This is a genomic window from Guptibacillus spartinae (genome assembly GCF_028610625.1).
Taxonomy (GTDB): Bacteria; Bacillota; Bacilli; order Bacillales; family Guptibacillaceae; genus Guptibacillus; species Guptibacillus spartinae.
The window spans coordinates 706,543-727,558 of sequence record NZ_JAQQWU010000001.1 but is presented as its reverse complement, the minus strand read 5'-3'; the positions used below and the strand labels follow the sequence as shown (position 1 = coordinate 727,558).

General features: G+C 39.2%; 19 protein-coding genes and 1 riboswitch. Of the genes, 5 read left to right on the top strand and 14 right to left on the bottom strand.

The genetic code is table 11. The features are described 5' to 3' along the window. The 3 genes from PQ511_RS03875 to cydD form a co-directional block, all read right to left on the bottom strand. A partial coding sequence (locus PQ511_RS03875) for an IS110 family transposase (RefSeq protein ID WP_273850602.1) occupies positions 1 to 342 on the bottom strand: 342 nt, incomplete at its 3' end. Positions 343 to 663: 321 nt separating this feature from the next. Continuing rightward, positions 664 to 2,370, bottom strand: a complete 1,707-nt coding sequence (cydC, locus tag PQ511_RS03870) for a thiol reductant ABC exporter subunit CydC (protein WP_273850601.1) — start codon at positions 2,368 to 2,370, stop codon at positions 664 to 666. Further along, positions 2,367 to 4,100, bottom strand: coding sequence for a thiol reductant ABC exporter subunit CydD (gene cydD / locus PQ511_RS03865; RefSeq protein WP_273850600.1), 1,734 nt, complete (start codon positions 4,098 to 4,100; stop codon positions 2,367 to 2,369). Before cydD ends, cydC begins: the two co-directional genes overlap by 4 nt. 229 nt (positions 4,101 to 4,329) lie before the next feature. On the opposite strand from cydD, the gene PQ511_RS03860 reads away from it, so the two are divergent. Continuing rightward, a complete protein-coding gene (locus PQ511_RS03860; RefSeq protein ID WP_273850599.1) occupies positions 4,330 to 6,570 on the top strand; it encodes a hypothetical protein in 2,241 nt (746 codons plus the stop codon). A gap of 39 nt (positions 6,571 to 6,609) precedes the next feature. Here PQ511_RS03860 and msrA read toward each other — a convergent pair whose 3' ends face one another. The 4 genes from msrA to PQ511_RS03840 form a co-directional block, all read right to left on the bottom strand. Next, the gene (gene msrA / locus PQ511_RS03855) at positions 6,610 to 7,260 is read right to left on the bottom strand and encodes a peptide-methionine (S)-S-oxide reductase MsrA (protein WP_273850597.1); all 651 of its coding nucleotides are present in this window, start codon (positions 7,258 to 7,260) and stop codon (positions 6,610 to 6,612) included. Positions 7,261 to 7,360: 100 nt separating this feature from the next. Beyond that, positions 7,361 to 7,475, bottom strand: a riboswitch (SAM riboswitch). An 86-nt stretch (positions 7,476 to 7,561) separates the two neighbouring features. Beyond that, entirely contained in the window at positions 7,562 to 8,917 is a 1,356-nt protein-coding gene (locus tag PQ511_RS03850) for a Na+/H+ antiporter NhaC family protein (protein WP_420541654.1), read from the bottom strand. A gap of 130 nt (positions 8,918 to 9,047) precedes the next feature. Next, positions 9,048 to 10,091 (bottom strand): type 2 isopentenyl-diphosphate Delta-isomerase, encoded by a 1,044-nt coding sequence (gene fni / locus PQ511_RS03845; protein ID WP_273850593.1) that lies wholly within the window; start codon positions 10,089 to 10,091, stop codon positions 9,048 to 9,050. Further along, on the bottom strand, positions 10,072 to 10,590 hold the full coding sequence (locus PQ511_RS03840) for a glycosyl-4,4'-diaponeurosporenoate acyltransferase CrtO family protein (protein ID WP_273850592.1): 519 nt from the start codon (positions 10,588 to 10,590) through the stop codon (positions 10,072 to 10,074). Before PQ511_RS03840 ends, fni begins: the two co-directional genes overlap by 20 nt. 174 nt (positions 10,591 to 10,764) lie before the next feature. Between PQ511_RS03840 and PQ511_RS03835 the strand changes: the two genes are divergently transcribed. The 4 genes from PQ511_RS03835 to PQ511_RS03820 are packed head-to-tail and all read left to right on the top strand — an operon-like array spanning position 10,765 to position 15,666. After that, a complete protein-coding gene (locus PQ511_RS03835; protein WP_273850591.1) occupies positions 10,765 to 12,270 on the top strand; it encodes a phytoene desaturase family protein in 1,506 nt (501 codons plus the stop codon). Between the two features lie 17 nt (positions 12,271 to 12,287). Then, the gene (locus PQ511_RS03830; protein ID WP_273850590.1) at positions 12,288 to 13,097 is read left to right on the top strand and encodes a carotenoid biosynthesis protein; all 810 of its coding nucleotides are present in this window, start codon (positions 12,288 to 12,290) and stop codon (positions 13,095 to 13,097) included. Next, positions 13,097 to 14,209 (top strand): glycosyltransferase family 2 protein, encoded by a 1,113-nt coding sequence (locus PQ511_RS03825; protein WP_273850589.1) that lies wholly within the window; start codon positions 13,097 to 13,099, stop codon positions 14,207 to 14,209. Before PQ511_RS03830 ends, PQ511_RS03825 begins: the two co-directional genes overlap by 1 nt. Continuing rightward, positions 14,206 to 15,666 (top strand): phytoene desaturase family protein, encoded by a 1,461-nt coding sequence (locus PQ511_RS03820; RefSeq protein ID WP_273850588.1) that lies wholly within the window; start codon positions 14,206 to 14,208, stop codon positions 15,664 to 15,666. The genes PQ511_RS03825 and PQ511_RS03820 overlap by 4 nt, the downstream gene beginning before the upstream one ends. 148 nt (positions 15,667 to 15,814) lie before the next feature. Here the strand turns inward: PQ511_RS03820 and PQ511_RS03815 are convergent, their stop codons facing one another. The 7 genes from PQ511_RS03815 to PQ511_RS03785 form a co-directional block, all read right to left on the bottom strand. Next, entirely contained in the window at positions 15,815 to 16,393 is a 579-nt protein-coding gene (locus PQ511_RS03815; RefSeq protein ID WP_273850587.1) for a Type 1 glutamine amidotransferase-like domain-containing protein, read from the bottom strand. An 11-nt stretch (positions 16,394 to 16,404) separates the two neighbouring features. After that, positions 16,405 to 16,857 carry a helix-hairpin-helix domain-containing protein gene (locus PQ511_RS03810; RefSeq protein WP_273850586.1) on the bottom strand — a complete coding sequence of 151 codons (453 nt, stop codon included), beginning with the start codon at positions 16,855 to 16,857 and terminating at the stop codon, positions 16,405 to 16,407. A 28-nt stretch (positions 16,858 to 16,885) separates the two neighbouring features. Beyond that, positions 16,886 to 17,236 carry a VOC family protein gene (locus tag PQ511_RS03805; RefSeq protein WP_273850585.1) on the bottom strand — a complete coding sequence of 117 codons (351 nt, stop codon included), beginning with the start codon at positions 17,234 to 17,236 and terminating at the stop codon, positions 16,886 to 16,888. 76 nt (positions 17,237 to 17,312) lie between these two features. Continuing rightward, positions 17,313 to 17,711, bottom strand: a complete 399-nt coding sequence (locus tag PQ511_RS03800) for a VOC family protein (protein ID WP_273850584.1) — start codon at positions 17,709 to 17,711, stop codon at positions 17,313 to 17,315. 59 nt (positions 17,712 to 17,770) lie between these two features. After that, positions 17,771 to 18,769 carry an LCP family protein gene (locus tag PQ511_RS03795; RefSeq protein ID WP_273850583.1) on the bottom strand — a complete coding sequence of 333 codons (999 nt, stop codon included), beginning with the start codon at positions 18,767 to 18,769 and terminating at the stop codon, positions 17,771 to 17,773. Positions 18,770 to 18,826: 57 nt separating this feature from the next. After that, positions 18,827 to 20,188, bottom strand: coding sequence for a polysaccharide deacetylase family protein (locus tag PQ511_RS03790; protein ID WP_273850582.1), 1,362 nt, complete (start codon positions 20,186 to 20,188; stop codon positions 18,827 to 18,829). A gap of 103 nt (positions 20,189 to 20,291) precedes the next feature. Next, positions 20,292 to 20,831 (bottom strand): AAA family ATPase, encoded by a 540-nt coding sequence (locus tag PQ511_RS03785; RefSeq protein WP_273850624.1) that lies wholly within the window; start codon positions 20,829 to 20,831, stop codon positions 20,292 to 20,294. Positions 20,832 to 21,016: the final 185 nt, after the last annotated feature.

Below are 21,016 nucleotides of genomic sequence, written 5' to 3'. Positions count from 1 at the left end.
TAGTCCATGCCGCAATAACTTGGCAATCCATTCTGCATCGCATACATCCGTTTTGCGACCAGGGACGTTTTTAATTCTTTGCGCATTAGCGAGAGCAATATCGAAATAATCTTCGAGAATATTATAAATCGGTTTCCAGTAGATCCCTGTGCTTTCCATTGCGATGTGGGTCACTTGTCGATCTTCCAACCACTTCAAAAGACGAAATAAATCTTTTGTCAACGTCGGAAAGGTCTCTGTCTCTTTCGTAACATTGCGTTGGTCGTCTTCTAGTAAAACACTGGCCACTATGGTTTCAGAATGGACATCTAAGCCAGCACACTGTTTATACAAAACTTCCATGTTCAAAGCCATCCTTTATGAGATAGATTCCGTAAACAGTGGAAGGAATTTGAACTTAAACATTTTTCTGTTCGTAGTCATCTCTCGGTAGAGAGAGCTAACAATGGGTTGTGCACCAAATTCCATCCAACAGTTTTTTGTACAGGGTCGAACCACCATTAAAGAGCACGTTGAAACTCACTGTTCACGGTATCTCCATTATGGAAGGAATGCTCTATTTTCATTCTTGGGTTGAGAGTGAAAGATCATGAAAGTTTTTTGTGAAAACTTAAAAAAACTTCCAATCCCTGCTGAATAACAGCAGGAAATTGGAAGATAGATTTAAAGCAGAACGCTTTTTTCGATTTCTCTCATTTCATAGAAATATCCTTTTTTCTCCATTAATTCTTTGTACGTCCCACTTTCTACAATTTCACCTGAATCCATTACGATAATCTGATCCATTTTTTCAAGGTTGTTTAGCCGATGACTGACCAGTAAAAGCGTATCTTCTTTGGCTTGATTTAATAGATGGTTTAGGATCACTCTTTCCGTCAAAAGATCCACGGAAGAAGTCGGTTCATCCAGCATCCACACCCTCTTTCCTTTTAACAGAGCTCGTGCAATTGCGAGACGTTGCTGTTCGCCTCCAGACAAATTCGCACCCTTTTCTTGAACATGATAATCAAGAGAAAGATGTTCTAGCTGGACAACGTGAAGGGTGTTTCGTAACTGTTCATCGGTTAACGTCTCACCAGCGAGTTTCAAGTTATCTCGAATGGATCCTGAGAAAAAATGATTTTGTTGAAGAACCACATTCGTTACCTCCCAAACTTTTTCCTGCGATAGCTTTAGGGTCGACTCACCATTCATTTCTAGGCCGCCGCTTTCATAGAACTTAAGAAAAAGGTGTAAAAGGGTAGACTTACCAGAACCACTTGGCCCTACAATCGCCGTTTTTCCTCCTGCTGGTATATGAACCGTTACGTGATTTAATGCCTTTCTCGCTTCTCCAGGATAGGAGAAAGTGACCTGATTCGCCGCCATACAAAACGGCTTCCCTTTCGGTAGCTCAGTCTTTCCCTGAACTTCATTCCTTGCTTCGCCTTTGACAGATGAAAGTCTTTTAGAAGCGACAATACTGTCTTGTAAATAGGCTGGTATAATCGCCATTGGCACTGCGTTCTCAAAGGAGGTTAAAGAAATAAGAACAAGCATGGCGAGAAATAGACCATTTAATTCTCCCGATGTAACGAAATACGAACCAACCCCAATCACACACCATGTGACAAATAAAGAGGTAAAGGAATTAATCGCCTGGTGAAAAACTTCTGCATTGCCTGCTTTGCTTTCTGCAAGTAACGTCTCATTCGAATGGTTTTCGAGGGCCTTCTTTTTATTCTCGATTTCTCTCATGATCTTCAATTCCCGATACCCATCGAAAAATTCAGCTGATTCAGCTGCAAACTCTCCTCGAAGTCTCCTGACGGCCTGATCTTTTTTACGTAGACGCCAGGCAAAAAATCCCGGTATGACTAGTCCTGTAAAGACAACGCCTAACAACAACAAGCACGCTATTTCAATTGAAAAGACTAAGGTAAACCAAATTGTCACAAGAAAAATCAAAATAAAGACAATTGGTGGGTAAAAGACTCGCAAGTAAAAATGCTGAAGTCGATCAATATCTCCGACTATTCTACCCAGTAACTCTCCACTTCGATACCGTTGAGATAAACCTGCTGCAATAGGTTCAAGTTTTTTATAAAAGGAGACGCGCATGTTGCTTAAAATGGTAAAAGTGGCTCGATGGGAGTAAATTCTTTCAAAATAGCGCCCCACAGCACGAGCAAGACCAAAAAATTTCACAACCGCTGTTAAAATCGCTAGTGCAAAAACAGGTAATGAGAGCGCCGCTTTAGAAATTAAATAGCCGCTTGATGCAAATAAAGCAACGGCCGTAATTCCTGCGATGAAACCAAATAAAATCGAGAGGACGATATCTTTTTTCTCTTTCAGCATTTCACCCCATACAAATGTTAGTTCTTTCATAAAATCACCTCATCTGTTTGAGCACTTACCATCTGTCTATATAGCTCACTTGATTCATAAAGGCTGTTATCAGTTCCTTCAGCCATCACCTTTCCTTGTTCAAGTAAGATTATGTGATCAGCTTTCCGAATGGTATGAAGGCGGTGCGCAACAATAATCATTGTTGCATTTTCAGATAGCGAATGAATGGCAGTTTGTAGGACTTTTTCAGTAAACAAATCAAGCCCAGTAGTTGGTTCATCAAACAGAATGACATTAGGCTTCTTCAAGAACGCACGTGCCAGTGCCAACCGCTGTTTTTCTCCTCCTGATAAACCACGACCTGATTCACCAATGATGGTTTCATAACCCTCTTCTAATGTAGCAACAAATGCTGAAATACCTGCTTTTTCTGCTGCCTCTTCCATTTCAGTTTGACTTGGATTTCTTGAACCGATACAGATGTTTTCAGCAATTGTTCCAGTAAACAAATAAGGGTTTTGTGAAATATAGCTAATCTGTGAAAACCAGCTCTCTTCTTCTAGGCTGGATAACGGTTCTTTATTTATAGTAATCTCACCCTGTTGTGATGGTAGCAATCCAGCAATGATGTTCAACAGCGTCGACTTGCCAGACCCACTTCGCCCGATGACCGCCGTTTTGCTATATGGCTCAATCTTAAAATTTACTTTTGATAATGCGAATTCACTCTCATTGTACTGATAGGAAACGTTATTAAGTGTCATCGTGGGGGGACCTTCTTCACTTTTTAGTGGACAATCTCCCCATGTTACTTCCTCTTTCTCATTTCGTAGTTCTTCACTTATCTTACTCATCGCACTCATACTCCCTCTACCAGTATGAAAGGCACTACCCAGTTCTTTTAGTGAAAGGTAGAACTCTGGAGCAAGAATAAGAAGAAAAAACGCTGTGGCAAAAGACATGCTATTAAACACAATAAGACGAAGACCAATTTCAAGTGCAATAATTCCTATACTTAACATGGAGATGAGCTCGAGCATTAAAGACGAAACGAAAGCAACTTTAAGCACTTCGATTGTTGCGTCGCGGTAATTCAAGCTACTTTCTTCCATAATCGTTCGATATTTCTTTGATTGTCGGAATAAATTTAACGTCGTTAATCCCTGGATGGTATCCAAAAACCTCCCAGAAAAAACGGTCATTTGTTCAAGCTTCTCTTCAGATTTTTTCTGTGTTCGAATTCCAATAATAATATAAAACAGCGGTATAAACGGCGCCGTTACCATCATGATTAGTCCCGTTTCAATATGCTGAGTTGAAACAGCAATTAAGATGAAAATTGGGATCACTGCCGTTTTGAACACTTGCGGAATATATTTACTATAATAAGCGTCGATCTCATCAACGGCATCGAGCAAAATACTCACCTTTTGTCCGGATTGGCCCATGCGAGAGCTAAGTAACGCCTCTTGTGAAAATTTACCCAATAGCGCTTTTCGAATTCTTTGTTTTACTGTAGCAGCCATCGTCACGCCAGCTCTTCCCATTAAGTATGATAAGGATGGCCGTATCACTAACACTAGGAGCAAACTTATAAGTAAAGGGACAATTTCGGCAAAAGAAGTTTTCCCCACGAAAACTTTATTTACAATATCAACTATTAGAAAGGCCTGTGCGATGATCGAAGCACCAATAAAAAAAGCGCCAAAGATCATGAACAGATGTGTGAGTTCAAAACCGGAAGCATATCTTTTAAGCTCATTCTTCACTCAATCCCCACCTTTATCTAGATCACAAACAAACGTTTGTGAAAAACTTCACATTAAATCTTACTTTTATTGTACGACTTATGTAAGAGAGAATCAAATCCTTTGCTGTACTCGTTTTGACAATTAAATGAACGAACTACATTTGAGACGAAGCAGTAATAGGAATATCCCCTTCTTCTTTTAGTGTTTGCTATAATAACAGTAACATTTATTGAAATGGAGGATTCATGTGGAACAAGAACCAGAGCTTGATAAGACACGTAAAGAAACGCATAAGAAAAATAACTTTAAAAAATTTTCACCACTCCTAAAACCTATACAATCCTTCTTCATCGCTAGTTGGAAAGGGGCTTCTTACGGAGCCCTATTAATTACAATGCTTCTCATCTTCTCCATTGGTTTTGATTTCCATACTGGTCTTGGGAAATGGATCGACATCATTCTTTTTTTTCTTATCGCCATTGTTAGCACGTGGGGGGCTGTAGGGATTGGCACCTGGTTTATCGGTAAGTTGAAAAAGCTTCCTGCTCTTTTCATCTCTAGTATTGGAATTTCACTTGCAATAATGATCTACACACTAGATCAATTTCGTAGTCTGGAAAACATTCTCCCTCTTGCTTACTTTCTAGTAGGTATTGGCATAATCACTGGATCACTCTTTGGCTATTCGTTAAAGAAAGGGTTAAAAAAGCCATTTTCTTGGATAATGCTTTTGTTAGGCGTTTTAGTAACTGGCACTTTCTGTTATTGGCTCTTCACCCCCGGGATCATGGATGAGCGGCTTGCCAACAATGTGGAACCCTTCTCTCCAGTGAGCGAGAATCCTGCAAGTGCTGGTTCGTATACGGTTCAAACCTTTACATACGGAAGTGGAACAGATAAACAACGTGATGAATTTAGTAAAAATGTTGATCTTAAAACGAGTTCAGTTAACGCTTCAAGTATGATCGGAGAATGGTCTAAGGAACGAGAATGGTTTTGGGGCTTCAAAGATTCGAATGTTCCATTAAACGGACGTGTCTTCATGCCAGATGGTGACGGCCCTTTTCCCCTCGTTCTTGTGGTACACGGAAATCATAAGATGGAGGACTTTTCTGATGAAGGCTACAATTATCTTGGGGAGTTACTCGCAAGTAGGGGGTTTATCACCGTATCGGTTGATGAAAACTTTTTCAATTCATCGTGGTCCGGTGGTGTTGCTGGAGATATTAATGGCAGAGCCTGGTTGTTACTAAAACATATTGAAGAAATCGAGGCACTATCAACTCAAAAGGATACGCCGTTTTTCAATAAAGTTGATATGGATCATATTGCGTTAATCGGACATTCTCGAGGGGGACAAGCGGCCATTCTTGCGACAAAATTTAATGAACTTGATCGCTATCCAGATAACGCCAATATGCGATTTAACTTCGACTACAACATTGAAACGGTGATTGCTCTTGCTCCTACCGACTATCAAACCCTTTCTGATCGAAAAATTAATGTAGATGATGTGAATTACTTATTGGTTGGCGGGTCATATGATAGTGATTTATCTGAATTTGAAGGAGATCGCCAATACAACGGCATTGAATTAACAGGTGGTGAACAAAAGATAAAAGCCGCCCTTTATATTGATGGTGCGAATCATGGACAATTTAACTCGACTTGGGGAGAAAACGATACATATTTTCCTTTTACGCTACTCTTAAATAAACAACCTTTACTTGAAGGGGAAGAACAACGTCAAATTGCCCGTACATACGTTTCTGGTTTTCTTGAAACGACTCTTCATAAAGATGAAAGCTATCAACCGATGTTTGAGGACTACCGTTACGCCTTAAATTGGCTACCTCATACGACCTATATTAGTAAGTACGAAGATTCCTCTTACCATATTTTCAGTGACTTTGAAGAAGATGTAAACGTGCTAACCGCAACATCTCCATTTATCGAAATAGAAGCAAATAGCTTCCTTCAATGGTATGAAGGAGAACTTGAATTTCGGAGAGAGAAAGACAGAGGAACTCACGGTGTGTTCTTAAAATGGGATCAGTCTTATTCCACAAATGGTTCCTACTCTCTCCACTTTACAAAAGCATTGCAAGATCCATTTTCCTTCTCATCGAATAGTGCGTTAACGTTTACTGCCGCAAACGTATCAGATGCAAAAGATCAGCAGCCGCTTGACTTTGTTATTACTGTAAGCTCATCTAGTGGTGAATCTACTAGCGTCTTGTTAAGTGAAGTTATGCCGATGCCCGGGGTTCTCCCTATAAAGCATACGAAAACAAAGTACTTTGAAGAACGACGGTACGGTGAAGAGACTGAACCCGTCCTTCAAACGTTTAACATCCCAATGCAACGATTTATTGAAGATAATACCTTAATGAAGCCGAAAGAGATCGAATCCATTACATTTGAATTTAACGCTTCACCAAAAGGAAAAGTATTCCTTGATCAAATTGGTGTAAATCAGCCCAATTAAAAAGCTTTACCTCGTGAGACGAGGTAAAGCTTTTTAGTATTAAGAGATTTTGCAAGAAGACTGCCCTCTTTTAGCTAGATAACTCTGGTGATACTCTTCTGCACGATAAAATGATGTCATTGGAACAACTTGAGTCACAACCGGTTTCTTGAAGCGGCCAGATTGCTCAAGTTTTTCTTTTGCTAGAAGGGCAATTTGTGCCTGTTCATCTGTATGGAAGAAGATCGCTGAACGATAGCGTGTTCCAATATCTTCCCCCTGGCGATTTAAAGAAGTTGGGTTATGATTCTCAAAAAAAACTTCAACCAACTCTTCATAAGAAATGAGAGTAGGATCATATTCAACCTGAACAGATTCTGCATGCCCTGTTAACTCTGAATAAACGTCTTCATACGTAGGGTTAATCGTTTCACCACCAGTAAATCCTGTTGATGTTGAAATGACTCCGTTTAATTGTTGAAATAGCGCTTCTACACCCCAGAAGCACCCTGCTGCAAATGTTGCTTGCGCCACTGTGACCACTCCGTTTCCAGTTATCGTATTCATTTTCTCTGATCGCGCATATATGTTTTCAAGTTCATTTAGTGTTAACATATAAAGCTGTTTGTTACCCTTCTTATAAATTCCTTTTTGGAGAAGGGTCTTAATAAGCTGCTGTTTTCTTGTTTCGTTATCCACTAGTGTATGCAATATCATTCACTCCCTCTACTTAAACAATTTTCCAGATGTGGGAGCATACAAAAAACCCTCATCTGACCGAACAGAAGAGGGTTTGGATTGACCGAGCCTCTTCTCATTTTTCGACTTTCGCCGCAGGAATTGGCACGGTTCCAAGTGAACAATATGTTCATTGGTCCGTTGCCGAGGTATCTAAGGGCCAGTCCCTCCACCTCTCTGAATAAGAAGATCCTTTATATAAAGGATTATTAAGTTATTTTCAATAATAAAGGGTATTAAAACAGTTGTCAATACAAAAGTGCTCACGAATCTGTTAAGCCACGAAAGAAATAATAAAATAACTGACAGCCGCCGCCCCGGCTGCAATAAGGGCAGGCGTTAGCTTAAATTTAGCATAGGTCATCGGGTTTAATTTCAAGATTCGTGCAATGGTATTTGTATTGTCACTTAGTGGCGAAGCGAACGCACCAAATGTTCCACTAGCAAATACAGCTCCAATAACCAGAGGTAAATCGGTCCCAGTTGAATGGCCAAGTGAAATTCCAAGAGGCATTAAGATACCCCATGTCCCCCACGATGAACCAATGAAATAAGAGATAAATGCGCCAACAAGAAACAAAACAGGCGGAACGAACAAAGATGGAATCCAATCAAGATTAGATGTCACAAATGCAGAAAATCCGAGCGCTTCAGTGGAAGCAGCAAGTCCCCATACGACTGTTAATAATACAATGACAGGCATCATCTCATTTCCACCTTCAATAAATGAGGAAACGAGTTCTTTCAAAGAGAAACGCTGAAATAAATAGAAAACGAACGTAAGTAGGACTGTTGTTAGAAGCGCAAAAACCATCGCATCTAAAACATCAGCTTCGATGAACGCTTGAATGATAGAATGAAACCCTTTCTCATACCCACTCCAATAAGTAAGTAATAGTGTTAAAAGGATAACCCCACCTAGTGGCAACAATAAATTCATCGGTTTTTTCGGAAGGTCCTTTGCTACGGCAGGATGGCAGTCCTCCCACTGATCATCAAGCTCCTTTTCTTGATTACCTGCATCAGTCGCCTGTTTTTTTCGATGATGAAAAAAGCTTAAGTAAAAACCAATAATGATGATACTTATAGAAAAGAAGTTGTAGGGAATGCTTTCTAAAAAAAAGCGATAACCATCGCCTTCAATTCCTTCTGCCTTTAGTGAAAGTTGAACGACCGACGACATATATCCAACAAATGCAGTCGCTATCGGCATTAAAACAATGACTGGAGTTGCCGTTGTCTCAATGACAAAACCAAGTTCTTGAGGGGTAATCTTTACTTTATTTAAGAGAGCTTTCATAATTGGGGCTACCGTTACAATACGAAAGCTTGGAGCACTAAATGTTCCAATTGTTGAAATCCAGGTAAGAAATAAAGCTCCTTTTTTTGTATTAATCTTTGAAGAAGCGAGATGAACAAATCCTTTTATACCACCTGTATTTTTCATTAATCCAATTAATCCGGTAAACATATAAAGAAAGAGAACAATTTTAATATTATTTTCATCTTTCAGACCACTCATAATAAACTCATAAAACTGTTGTAATCCAATAATAACGCCAGGCTTATCAATAAATGAAGCTGTTAATAGCCCTGCTGTTAGACCCGGGATTACAAGCTTTGTTTTCATCGCTACCAAAATGACGACGATAAAAGGGAACACAGATAACCAGTCCAATAAGTTCGCCCTCCTTCAGCTCTAGTTTGCACGCATGAGGACGACCTATTCAAAAACAAAAAAGCCAGAGCAACGGCTCTGACTATTTCTTACGTAAGGCGCTATTGTATTTTAGTCTGTTGATCGACGAAGCACCTATACCAAACATGGCTGTTCTTAGTTCAAATTCAATGCGTTTTAACTGTTCTGATAGGGCTTCTTCGCTATCATCTACAGCATTTTCAAGTAGTGCTCTCCCAAATCCAGAGACATCTGCACCAAGAGCAATTGCTTTTGCAGCGTCCACGCCGTTTTTTAGCCCGCCACTTGCAATCATTGGAACATCAGGATGCTGCTTTCGTACATCAATAATACAATCCGCCGTGGGATTTCCCCAATCCTCAAAAGCTTTCGCTGCCTGTCGGCGCATCGTTTGATGAGAACGATAGCTTTCTACTTGAATCCATGACGTTCCGCCTGCACCGGCTACATCGATAAAGCTTGCTCCGGCACTAATAAGCCGCTGAGCTGTTTTCGCATCAATCCCCATGCCTACTTCTTTTACTCCAAGTGGAACAGGAATCGCCTTAGCTACTTCGCGTATTTTCACAATTAAATCTTGGAAGTCTGTATCGCCTTCAGGTTGAAAGACTTCTTGTAATGGATTTAAATGAAGTATGAGCGCATCAGCTTGAATTAAATCGATCGATCGCTTACATTCTTCAACCGTAAAACCATAATTAAGTTGAACAGCTCCAATATTCGCCAGAACTGGGATGGTAGGGGCATATTTTCGAACATCAAATGAATAAACTGATTTCGATTCTTGAATTGCCGCACGCATCGAACCCACTCCAAGCGCCCAACCATGTGCCTCCGCGGCTTTTGCAAGTCGCTGATTTATTTGCCACGCTCGTTCTGTTCCACCTGTCATTGAGCTTATTAAAAATGGTGTGTTTAATTTCTTATTTAGAAATGAAGTCGAAATATCCACTTCATTATAAGCAATCTCAGGTAAAGGATTGTGCTTAAAACGATACCGTTCTAACCCTGTTGTTAACCCTTCTCCTTCAACCTCTTCTGTCAGACAAATATCGATATGTTCGTTTTTTCTTTTTTCGGTTTGATCAAACCCCAAATGTTCCAATGGAATCCCCCCTACGCTCCTCTTTTTTCAACTGCTTATTTAGTAATGGTTTTAACCTTAGTCGATTGTACCGTTGAATAAGGATAAATGGAAGGTTAACAATCAGTGCATAACCTATCATAGTAATTCCAATGGTTAATGGATTCCATATGAAAAACAAGATGGATGGTGGAATCAATAGCCAGTGCGTCACTTCTGCACGTCGCGTCTCGACGATAAATTTTTGAATATAAGAAGAACTGAGTGTTTTTAATTCTTTTTTTCGAAATCCACCTTTAAATACGTCTCCCCCATCAGGTAGAATGGTTTTCCATTTCCGAATTCGTAAGCTTTCATATAAATAAAGTTCTCGCTTTCGATTGTTTACCTCACTTTTTTTTGATTGGTAAAAGGAATCTGGCAAGCGAAGGCAAATATAAGAGATAGATACATGAAAGATTAGCCACGCAAAAATGTTCACCAAGATTAAGGCTAAAGTAGATAAATGGATCATCTGCATAGGCATTCCTCACTTCTAAGTTGTTTAACTTATCCAATTTCAGGTAATGTTCCCTTAAGTACATTTAACACTTTAACAGCGTTATGATTCCTTTACAAAGGTTATACCTAAACTATACAATGACAGTGTACAAAAGTCGATTCATGACGCTAATAAGATGAAGGAGGAGAAGGAATGAGCAAAAAAACGATCGTTATTGGGGCTGGTCTTGGTGGACTTTCAGCAGCTATCCGTCTCGCAGCAGATGGGCATCAAGTGACTGTACTAGAAAAAAATGAACGAGCTGGTGGTAAATTAAACAAGCGTTCTGGTCAGGGATTTAAGTTTGACACCGGCCCTTCGATTCTTACAATGCCCTGGGTACTTGAGAAGTTGTTTAAGAGTGCGGATCGAAATGTAAACGATTATATGTCGATTAAACGAATTGAACCTCAGTGGAGAACTTTTTTTGAAGACGGTGTACAGATTGATGTTACGAGTGACATTGCCGTGATGTTATCTGAGGTACATAAACGCTCAGAGAAAGATTATTCTAACTTCCTCTCTTATTTAGATTACTGCAAAACGATGTTTGACCTTAGCTTGAAAAGTTTTTATAAAAAAAGCTTATCAGGCATCCAAGATTTACAGAAGCTTCATTCTTTTAAAGATCTTCTTACAATGAATCCGATGAAATCAATGAATCAGGCTACTGAAAAATATCTAGATGACAAACATCTCCAACAGCTATTTAACTTCTTTATCATGTATATTGGCTCTTCACCTTATCATTCTCCAGCCATTCTATCTCAGCTTGTCTATGTTCAACTTGGCCTAGGAATCTACTATGTTGAAGGTGGAATGTACAAAATTGCTGAAGGAATGCTTAAGCTACTTGATGAGCTAGGTGTCGACATTCAAGTAAATACAGAAGTGGCTGAAATTCTTACGGTAAACAAAAAAGCCGCTGGCGTAAAGCTAGCTAATGGAACGATGATGGAAGCTGATTTAATTGTTAGTAACCTTGAAGGTATTCCGGCTCACGAGACACTACTAAAGGGTGAACCTGGAGCAGAAAAAGTAAAAGAAGAGATGAAAAAATATACGCCTACAGTCTCTGGTCTTGTTATGCTATTAGGTGTAAACAAAACATTCGATCACTTACAACATCACAATTTCTTTTTCTCAAAAGATCCAGAACTTGAGTTTAAGCAAATCTTTGACGAGGGCGTCCCAGCAGATGATCCAACGGTTTATATAGGTGTTTCTTCAAAATCGGATCCAACGCAGGCTCCTGCGGGCAAAGAAAATTTATTTGTACTGACACATGTTCCACCCCTTCAGCCTGGCGAGAGTTTTGAACAACATCGTGGGAGATATCGTGAAATTGTCCTAGATAAACTTGAGCGTATGGGTATGACAGGGCTTCGTGAATCAATCGAATTCGAATATCAATTTATTCCAGATGATATAAAAGAATTATATGGGTCAAACGGCGGTTCAATTTACGGTGTAGCCACAGATCGAAAGGTGAACGGTGGATTTAAAATTCCATCAAGAAGTCAGTTGGTCGATAATTTATACTTTGTAGGTGGTTCAACACATCCAGGCGGCGGTGTCCCAATGGTCACGCTCTCAGGTCAACTCACTGCGGACTTAATTGCGGAGGACCAGAAATTGAAAGATGAGCAAACTGGCTAAGAAAGGACCTTCGCATCATGAAATGGGATAACGTGATTTTTCGATTTTTTATTTTTTGGTACGGTTGCGGGTTGATTCTCGTAGGATTCGACCTGCTACCACCTTTTTTAAATTGGGCAAACGCCTTCTTCCTTATTCTATGTGGGATATTAGGAAGTCTATATTTCATTCGTACTTTCGGACCATTTCGGGGGCTATTATATGCCTCCTTTATCTTTGTGTTTAGTATGATCGCTGAAGGCCTCGGCGTTCATTATGGCTTAATCTTTGGTCAATATGATTACTCAGGCGATTTTGGTTTCAAAATAGCTGATGTTCCTATTGGAATTGGATTTGCCTGGATTATGGTGATCGCCGTTACCCATGTGCTTTCCTTGCAATTGATCGAGAAGATGAAACAAGGGTACATGAGGTGGCTAGCTTATGCTCTAACAGGTTCTCTGATTGCAGTATTAATCGATTTAATTATTGATCCTGTCGCCTATTTAGTGAAAGGATATTGGGGCTGGGATGGTGATGGCGCGTATTATAACGTTCCTTTTCAAAACTTTACCGGGTGGTTCTGGGTATCATTCTTTTTCCATCTGTTACTCTATCCCCTTTATATGCGAAATAAGGTATTAAATAAAACGGCTTTTAATCTATGGAAAAATCGTATGGTCTTGCTGTTTGGAATGGTTATGGGGATGTTTATTTTCTTAGCATTATTAGACGGATTATGGCTTGCCTGCTTGTTAACGTTCGTTCCCACACTTTTACTTTTAGTCACATATAAGAAGACCATAACCCAAAAGAACAAAGCGACGGAGGAAGAGGTGATTGTTTGATGATATTGATCTATATATCTATACTTGTCTTATTTTTACTTTGGACAATCATTAATTCACTCTTCATGCCGCGCCTTAAGAAGACGGGGGACGAGAATGGACTAGTATCCATTCTCGTCCCTCTTCGTGATGAGGAACGAAATGTGAAGGATCTTGTTACTAGTTTACAAAAGCTAACCTATCCTCATTTCGAAGTTCTCTTTCTTGATGATCATTCAAGTGACCAAACCTTACATTTGCTTCGAAAGTATACAAAAAACGATTCTCGCTTTACTATCTTCGAAGGTAACGAGCTTCCAGAAGGTTGGACAGGTAAAGTGTACGCTTGCCATCAGCTTAGTGAGCATGCTAGAGGTGAATATTTGATGTTCAATGATGCGGATCTTCGATTATCACCTGATACCATTCAAACATCAGTTGCATTAATGCAAAGGAAACGCGCTTCCATGCTGACTGGTTTCCCTGCTTTTCCAGTCAGCTTATTTCTAGAAAAATTACTCGTGCCGCTCCAACATTTTGTCGTCTTTTTTCATCTTCCTTTAGCACCAGCTAACTATTCAACGCTTCCCGCCTTCACTGCAGCTCATGGGGCATTTATGATCGTTCATAAGGATGCCTACGAACAGGTTGGTGGTCATGCAAGCATTCGAGACACGCTGCTTGATGATATTGATTTGGCAAAAGCCTTTAAAAGGGAAGGAAAGCATGTGCTTCTTGCTAATATCACTAAGATGGTCACGTGCTTTATGTATCAAACAAATCGTGAAGTTTGGAATGGTTTCACCAAAAATTTATTTCCAGGTCTTGGGCGATCTCGCTTTCTCATTGCTTTTCTTTTTCTATTTTATGGTTGCTTCTATATCGGCCCACTCGTTTTAATACTAATTGGGCTTTATACATCTTTTACAGGATCATTTCAATTCACTTTATTCGTTCCCTACCTTCTAATTGTATTCCAGAAGGCATGGGTTGATCTTCGAACAGAACAGCGAATCACACTATCCCTCCTCATGCCGTTTAGTGCTCTTGCATTTATGGTTCTTCTTATCCATTCCATGCGAAAAGGATTAAAACAGAAGGGATATGTTTGGAAAGGAAGAACGTATTCATGAAAACAGTTGCCATCGTTGGAGCTGGTCTAGGTGGACTATCAGCTTCAATTAAACTAGCTAGCAAGGGATATGATGTTCACGTTTTTGATAAAAATGCTTATACGGGTGGGAAAATGATGCCTGTGGAAATGGGCACCTATCACTTTGACTTTGGTCCAAATACGATGACAATGCCAGAAGTATTTGATTCAATCTTTGAAGAAGCAAACCTGAATCCTCGAGATTATTATCATTGGATTAAACTCGATCATCATACAAAAAACGTCGATGACGATGGTCAATCGTTTATGATGAGTACAGATGAAACGTTTATGAAAGAACAGCTACAACATCTTGACTCGTTTGCCGCAGAAAACTATTCACACTACTTAAAGGAAATCGAACGTCTTTACCAATTATCTAAGAACTCGTTTTTTCCTAAGATGTTTACTAACTGGAAAGATTACCTGTCTCCCAGTTTATTTAACGCGGTTGTTCAAGTACGGCCGCTTGAAAAAATGAATCATTTTCACAAGCGGTATTTCAAGCATCCGCTTCTCCTTAAAGCCTTTAACCGTTATTCAACTTATATTGGCTCTTCTCCCTTTCAATCACCTGCAACGTTTGCCATGATTGGTTACTTGGAGATGGTACAGGGAGTTTATTATGTTAAAGGCGGTAATACAAAGCTTGCTGATAGTCTTGAACGCGCAGCAAAGCAACTCGGCGTCACCTTTCACCTCAATACAGAGGTAACGAGCATTGATATTGAGAAGAAAGAAGCACGTCAGATTAAAACAGCTACGAATACGTATCCTGTCGACTATATTATTATTAATGGAGATTTGCTTCACGCCTATCCTGCGCTTGTAGCGGAGAAAAATCGTCCTTCTCTGCCTAATAAAAAAATCGAGCGATCTTCTCCATCAATTTCAGCATTCGTCATCATGGCCGGGCTTTCGACGAAGCTCCCGAACCTGACGCACCATCAAGTCTATTTCTCAAAAGATTATTTAAAAGAATTTAGAACGCTGTTTAACGAAAAGTGGCCAGAGGATCCTACCATTTATATTTCAAATTCTTCTGTAACGGATCCCTCTATTTCTCCAGACGGAGATAATCTCTTTATTCTAGTGAATGCCCCTCCACTTACAAAAGAGAATGACATCTCATTAGAAGACTATAAAGAAAAGATCTATCAGCGATTGGAAGCAAAGGGACTACCCATTCGAGATCACCTCGTTGTCGAAAAGGTGATCGGTCCTAATGAGATTCAAAAAAAGTTTCATGCTTTCCGAGGAGCCCTCTATGGCATATCCTCGAACTCTTTAAAAAACAGCTTTCTTCGACCGTCAAATCAATCAAAGGATATACAAAACCTCTACTTCGCTGGAGGCAGTACGCATCCTGGTGGTGGATCGCCGATGGTCGTGATTAGCGGAAAAAACGTTGCAGAGCGAATTATTCGAGAAGGCTAGTCGTGAAAAAAAGGGAAAGCCGAATTACACTCAGCTTTCCCTTTACTAATAAAGCACCTTTTAAGATAAAAATTAGGATCCATCAATCACTTGAGCATTACCAATCATGTGGATCGAATCTCCCTCAACTATTAGTCCATCTCCATCATTAACGCAAACGATTTTCTTTTTTTTTTCTTTCCGAATATTGCCTTACCTTTTGTTTAAAGTCTTCATTCCAACGATTATAGTGAGGGAGAAATTCAAAATCTACAAACTGCAACGTGTGAGATGATTTTTTGTAATCATCGATAAATAGCTGAAATAAGTTAACAGAATCCCCGAGTAGAACGCCACCTCCACTTACCCCTACAATGATTCCCCCGCTTTGTAAATACTCCTCTAGAACTTTATTCATGCCACGAAGATTCATAGCATTGCTAAAATTAATCGGGTTACCTGCTGAAAGATGAATAATGTCACATTGTAACAACTCTTTTATTTTTAATGAATTAAATTCCGTATATAAATCAAAATAGAGAATATTCGTTACACCATAATCTTGATAATATTGAACTTTTGTTTGAAAATATTGTTTACGCTTTTCCTCCGTGGAAGGGATATATCCTACTTTAATCGTGCTTATTTCCAATCCTTCAAACAGCAAAGCGTCCAGACGTTGGTTTCCAGGAGATTCAACGACTTGGTCACTATAGAAAAATAACTTTCCAATCCCCTTATTTTTCATTTTCCTTCTTCCTATTCATACCAGGCTTTTTTAGGGCGATTCTTTGGATAACCTATTATTGCCCTGTGCTTTTTCCGTTCCTCTGTGAAATTGAACCATTTCTTATTACTATTCGGGTGATTCGCATAGTGAATCACACAACGAATTTGATCTTCCACACAACTGTCCGTCCAAACACCTAAACATTGTTCTAACTCATTGAATAGATCACTACTATTTTGATTTTTTATTTCATTCAATGAATGGATTTTTAAGATCGCTACCAACTTGTCGGCTAATTGAAAACCAATCGATGGAACTGATTGAAAATCGGTTAAGCCTTTATAGACTTTTGCCCTTTCAATTGAAACATGCAAGATTTGGGCTATTTCTGAAGTGGTTAACGTATGTATTTCATTTATTCTGACGTTGGCTTTTCTTAGTTGCATTCTTTCATTTTGTGTTAGAGGTAATGTTGGGTTCATTCCCTCCCCCTCTCGAATTGCTTCCCCTTTATGACTCATTGAAGAAACATACTTGCAGCTTATTGTGATCAGGATCAAAAAAATCGAAGTAGTAATTATCCTCATCGTGATGAATGTCACTTGTACGAACATTCTGTTCTTTTAGTTTTTTATAGGTTTTTTCAATTTCTTTTGAGTAAAGAATAGGGTAACTTTGATTTGAACTAGGATTCGTCTCTCCCTCTTCGATGGTTAAAGGTACACTCCCATTTCCGACTCTTAATATGCGGTATCCTTTTCCCTTAAAGATCACTTGCAATCCTAATGATTCTTCATACCACTGGCTTGATTTCTCAATATCTTTCACTCTAACACAAAAGGTATCGATTCTCTCAAACATCCATTGACCTCCCGAACAATTTAATCTGATTGACTTAGACTTCGTTAAATACTACAGTTGAACGTAACGAAATAGGTTATTTTTCCATTTTCCCCAAAGTTGATTTCATTTGTTTCTCTTCTTCTTTCTTGTTAATATATTCAAAAAAACCAAGACGGTTTCCCCATGGATCCGCAAACGTTCCCCATTTTACCGGAACTTCTGTCCTTGAATGGATGTCGAACTCTTCTATATGTAGCTCTTTAATTAATCGGTTTTTTTCAGCTAGTATATCGGTCACCCCTAACCGCAATGGACCATTTCCCTCTGTGACATGACCTTCTGCAACTTGTAGCCAACACCCAGGTAGAAGTTCCCATTCTGCAAATCCTTCATGTGGTATGAAATCGGGTTTCTTCTTTAACAATTTCTCATACCACTGACGTCCTTCTTCCATATTGGAAACCCGAACTTGGGTCGTCATTTCAAAAACCATTCTAACTACCTCCCAAATGTTGTTATGAAACACTACGAAATTCACTTCACTAATTTAAATCATGATAACCTCAACGCGTTTTTCAACTCCTCTTTCAGCATTTCTAATTCATTTAAGTCGGGTATGAAGTAAGACGGACCGGCCACATCTGGTGTTGTGCCTACCATTTCTTTTGTTTCAATTGAAGTTGAACTGAGTGAGGAAAACTTTCTCTGTAAGGCAAGCATTTCACCTGGCTTTAAGTTAGTCTCAACGTTATTTTTTAACACGTCTGAGATCTTATTGACTTCAAAGATCGTGTCCCCTGACTTGAGTTCATCAACCGTTGCTTTAATAAACTGCCTTTGACGTTGGTCTCTTGAATAGACGGTATTCACATCACGTTTTCGCATTCTTACAAAGGCGAGCGCTTCTTCTCCATTCATTTTGGTAATCCCTTCATCGAAATAAATCCGATCATTGGAATAATAGTTCTTCTCCCAAAAAGGGTATTTCACGTCTACCTCTACGCCCCCTATAGCGTCAACAATGTCATGAAACCCATCGAAATCAACCGCAACGTACTTATCGACTGGTATATCCAAAAGATCTTCCACCGTCTCGACAGCTAGTTTTTTGGCTCCGTACTTTGTTAGATAACCGTATGTATAGGCCGCGTTAATTTTATGGGTTCCCGCATATTCAGTACCAACTTTCTCTTCAGGAACATCCACTTTCGTATCCCTCGGAATCGTAGTCATCGTTACATCCTTAACCTGAGGATCGAGGGTTAAGACAACCTGGGTATCTGCTCGCCCTCCCTTTCCATCAGAAGAATAATCCTCAATTCCGAGAAGTAGAATTGAAATAGGTTCATTTCCAATATCCACTTTTGTATCTCTCAATTCAGACATTTCTTGATCCCGATCAAGTTCGCTATAAGACTCCATTGCCGTGTCATAGATTTGATATCCTAAATAACTGCAAACTCCAATAACCATAAACAATAGGATAACTGTTCCTATAAGTAATTTTTTCTTACGCCTATTTTTCCGCCTGTTTGACAATCGATTTTTCATCCTGGTCCACCTATTCTTTTATCATTTGAATCTTGAATACTAGAAGCTATAACGCTCTTAGCTCTTTCCATAATAAGTACCGGCACTATATTTTTCCTGAGTTGAAAGCAATTGAGAAACCGTTAAAAAATGATACCCTTCCTGTTCAAGTGTAGTTAAAAGTTTTGGTAGTGCATCGGCCGTAGTGGGATGAACATCATGCAAGAGAATAATCGAGCCTGACACAACTTCTTCTTGCACCACCTCGTTAATGGCCTCCGCATTTTTACTTTTCCAATCCAGTGAATCGACTGACCATAGAATAAGAGAGGAACCGTTCGATCTCGCAACTTCTTCGACTTGTGAGTTGATCTCTCCATAAGGAGGTCTTATGAGCGTAGGAATATGCCCAGTTGCTTCTTCAATCTCTTGACTTGAGTTGGTAACCTCCCTCACTAATTGTGACTTCTCTAGTTGGGTCAGGTTGATATGCCGATCGGTGTGATTTCCAATCTCATGACCAGCATGGGCAACTTGCGCAGCAAGGGAAGGATGCTTTTCTACTTGACTGCCTAACATAAAAAAAGTTGCTTTTGCATGATGCTGTTTTAGGATTTTTAGCACGCGCGGTGTCACTTCAGGACTAGGTCCATCATCAAAAGTAAGGGCAACGTATTTTTCACCAGGTTTAAGTACTGACTGTTCACGTCCACCTGTGTTTTTTTCTTCGAGCGGAATGTTAACTTCAATCATCCCTGTTTTACTCTCTGTCAGTTTTGATTTATCCATATAGAGTGTTAGCGAGTTTTCATTTGCCAACCAGTTCCAAGAATTTGGCTCTTGTAAAACTTCATTAAGCTTTTTGTTGATTAACTCATTTTTGATCGTTTCATTCATTTTTAATTGTTCTTTAAGGTTTGAACGAATTGTCTCTAACGTTTTATCATAACTCGTTAATACTTCCTTTAAATTTAGGGGATTATGAGTGGAGTCCATCGTAAAAATTTTTACATAGTTATTATCTGAAACAGTATTCACTATATGAGAAGAATGAAAAACCAAACTCGTTGTTTCATTCGGGCCTTTTTTCACATCAACTAGAATCGTTAAATGCGCGCGGTAACCTGAACCAAGATGCTCTTTTTCAGCTTCCACTTCAGATAGAAAAATTTCTTTCTGTTTCGTAACCCAATCCTGAATTGATTTAGCTAGTGATGAATTTTCAATAACCGGGGTATTAATCAACATCGTATAACGATTTGTCTCATCTGTATCTTGGTTAAATTCAATCGAAGTTTCCCCCTTACTTTTCAATTGAACGCCCTTTGCACTGCTATCCCCCACCCACTTCCCAATTCCAATAACGATGAAAATTCCTAAGAAGATAAGAACAACCCAACCTGGCCATTTTATCCGCTTGAAAGGCAACCTTTTAACCATATGTTTCCATCCTCTTCATTTAACAATGTGATGCTCAATTATAAGAGCATCAGCATCGCTTAAGATTGTAACGTTTCATATGTAGGTTAAACTGAGATGTCTATCAAAGTCCCTTACTCTTCTCTTTTAAACGTATTCTTTGAGTTATCTCTTCAATTACGGCAGGTATGCTCACATTTTCTGTTAAGATCGACTCTCCTAAAGGATATCTCTCAAATGCATCAACACAAGAATCAGTTTGATGAAAGCACCATGCGCCTTCTACTTCACCTCGATTAAATAACCTTGTCGCAATGGTTTCTTTACTAGCTGTTAAACAGAAAGCATAAATCGTCTCATCCCATTTGTTCAATCCATTAAAAATGTATTGAAAGTAATCAGGGTTTCTTATTGTCATGGGAACGATTAAGTTTATGTGATAACGAGTGATTAAACGAGCAGCTGTTTCGACAGTCAGCTCTCTCCACAACTTCAGATCTTGAAAATCGCCTGCTTTCGCTTCTTGTAACTGAACTTCTTCTGGAATGATGTTTCGTAACGCGAATCCGATTATTTCTGGATCATAGATCATACTATTGTCGACATTTTTTAATAAAGCTTGTGCAACGGTCGTTTTTCCTACACCGAAAGCTCCATTTACCATGATAATCACGATCACACCTCATTTTCTTTGAAACTCTTCTTTTACCCCATACATATGGTAGATTTATAGTTTTAACATGTCTAATTTAAAACAGGACAAAAATATCAATCATTCCTAAGATCTACTGTCAATTATTTCAAAAAAAGAACAATAATACAATAAATTCATTGATTATTTAAAATAAA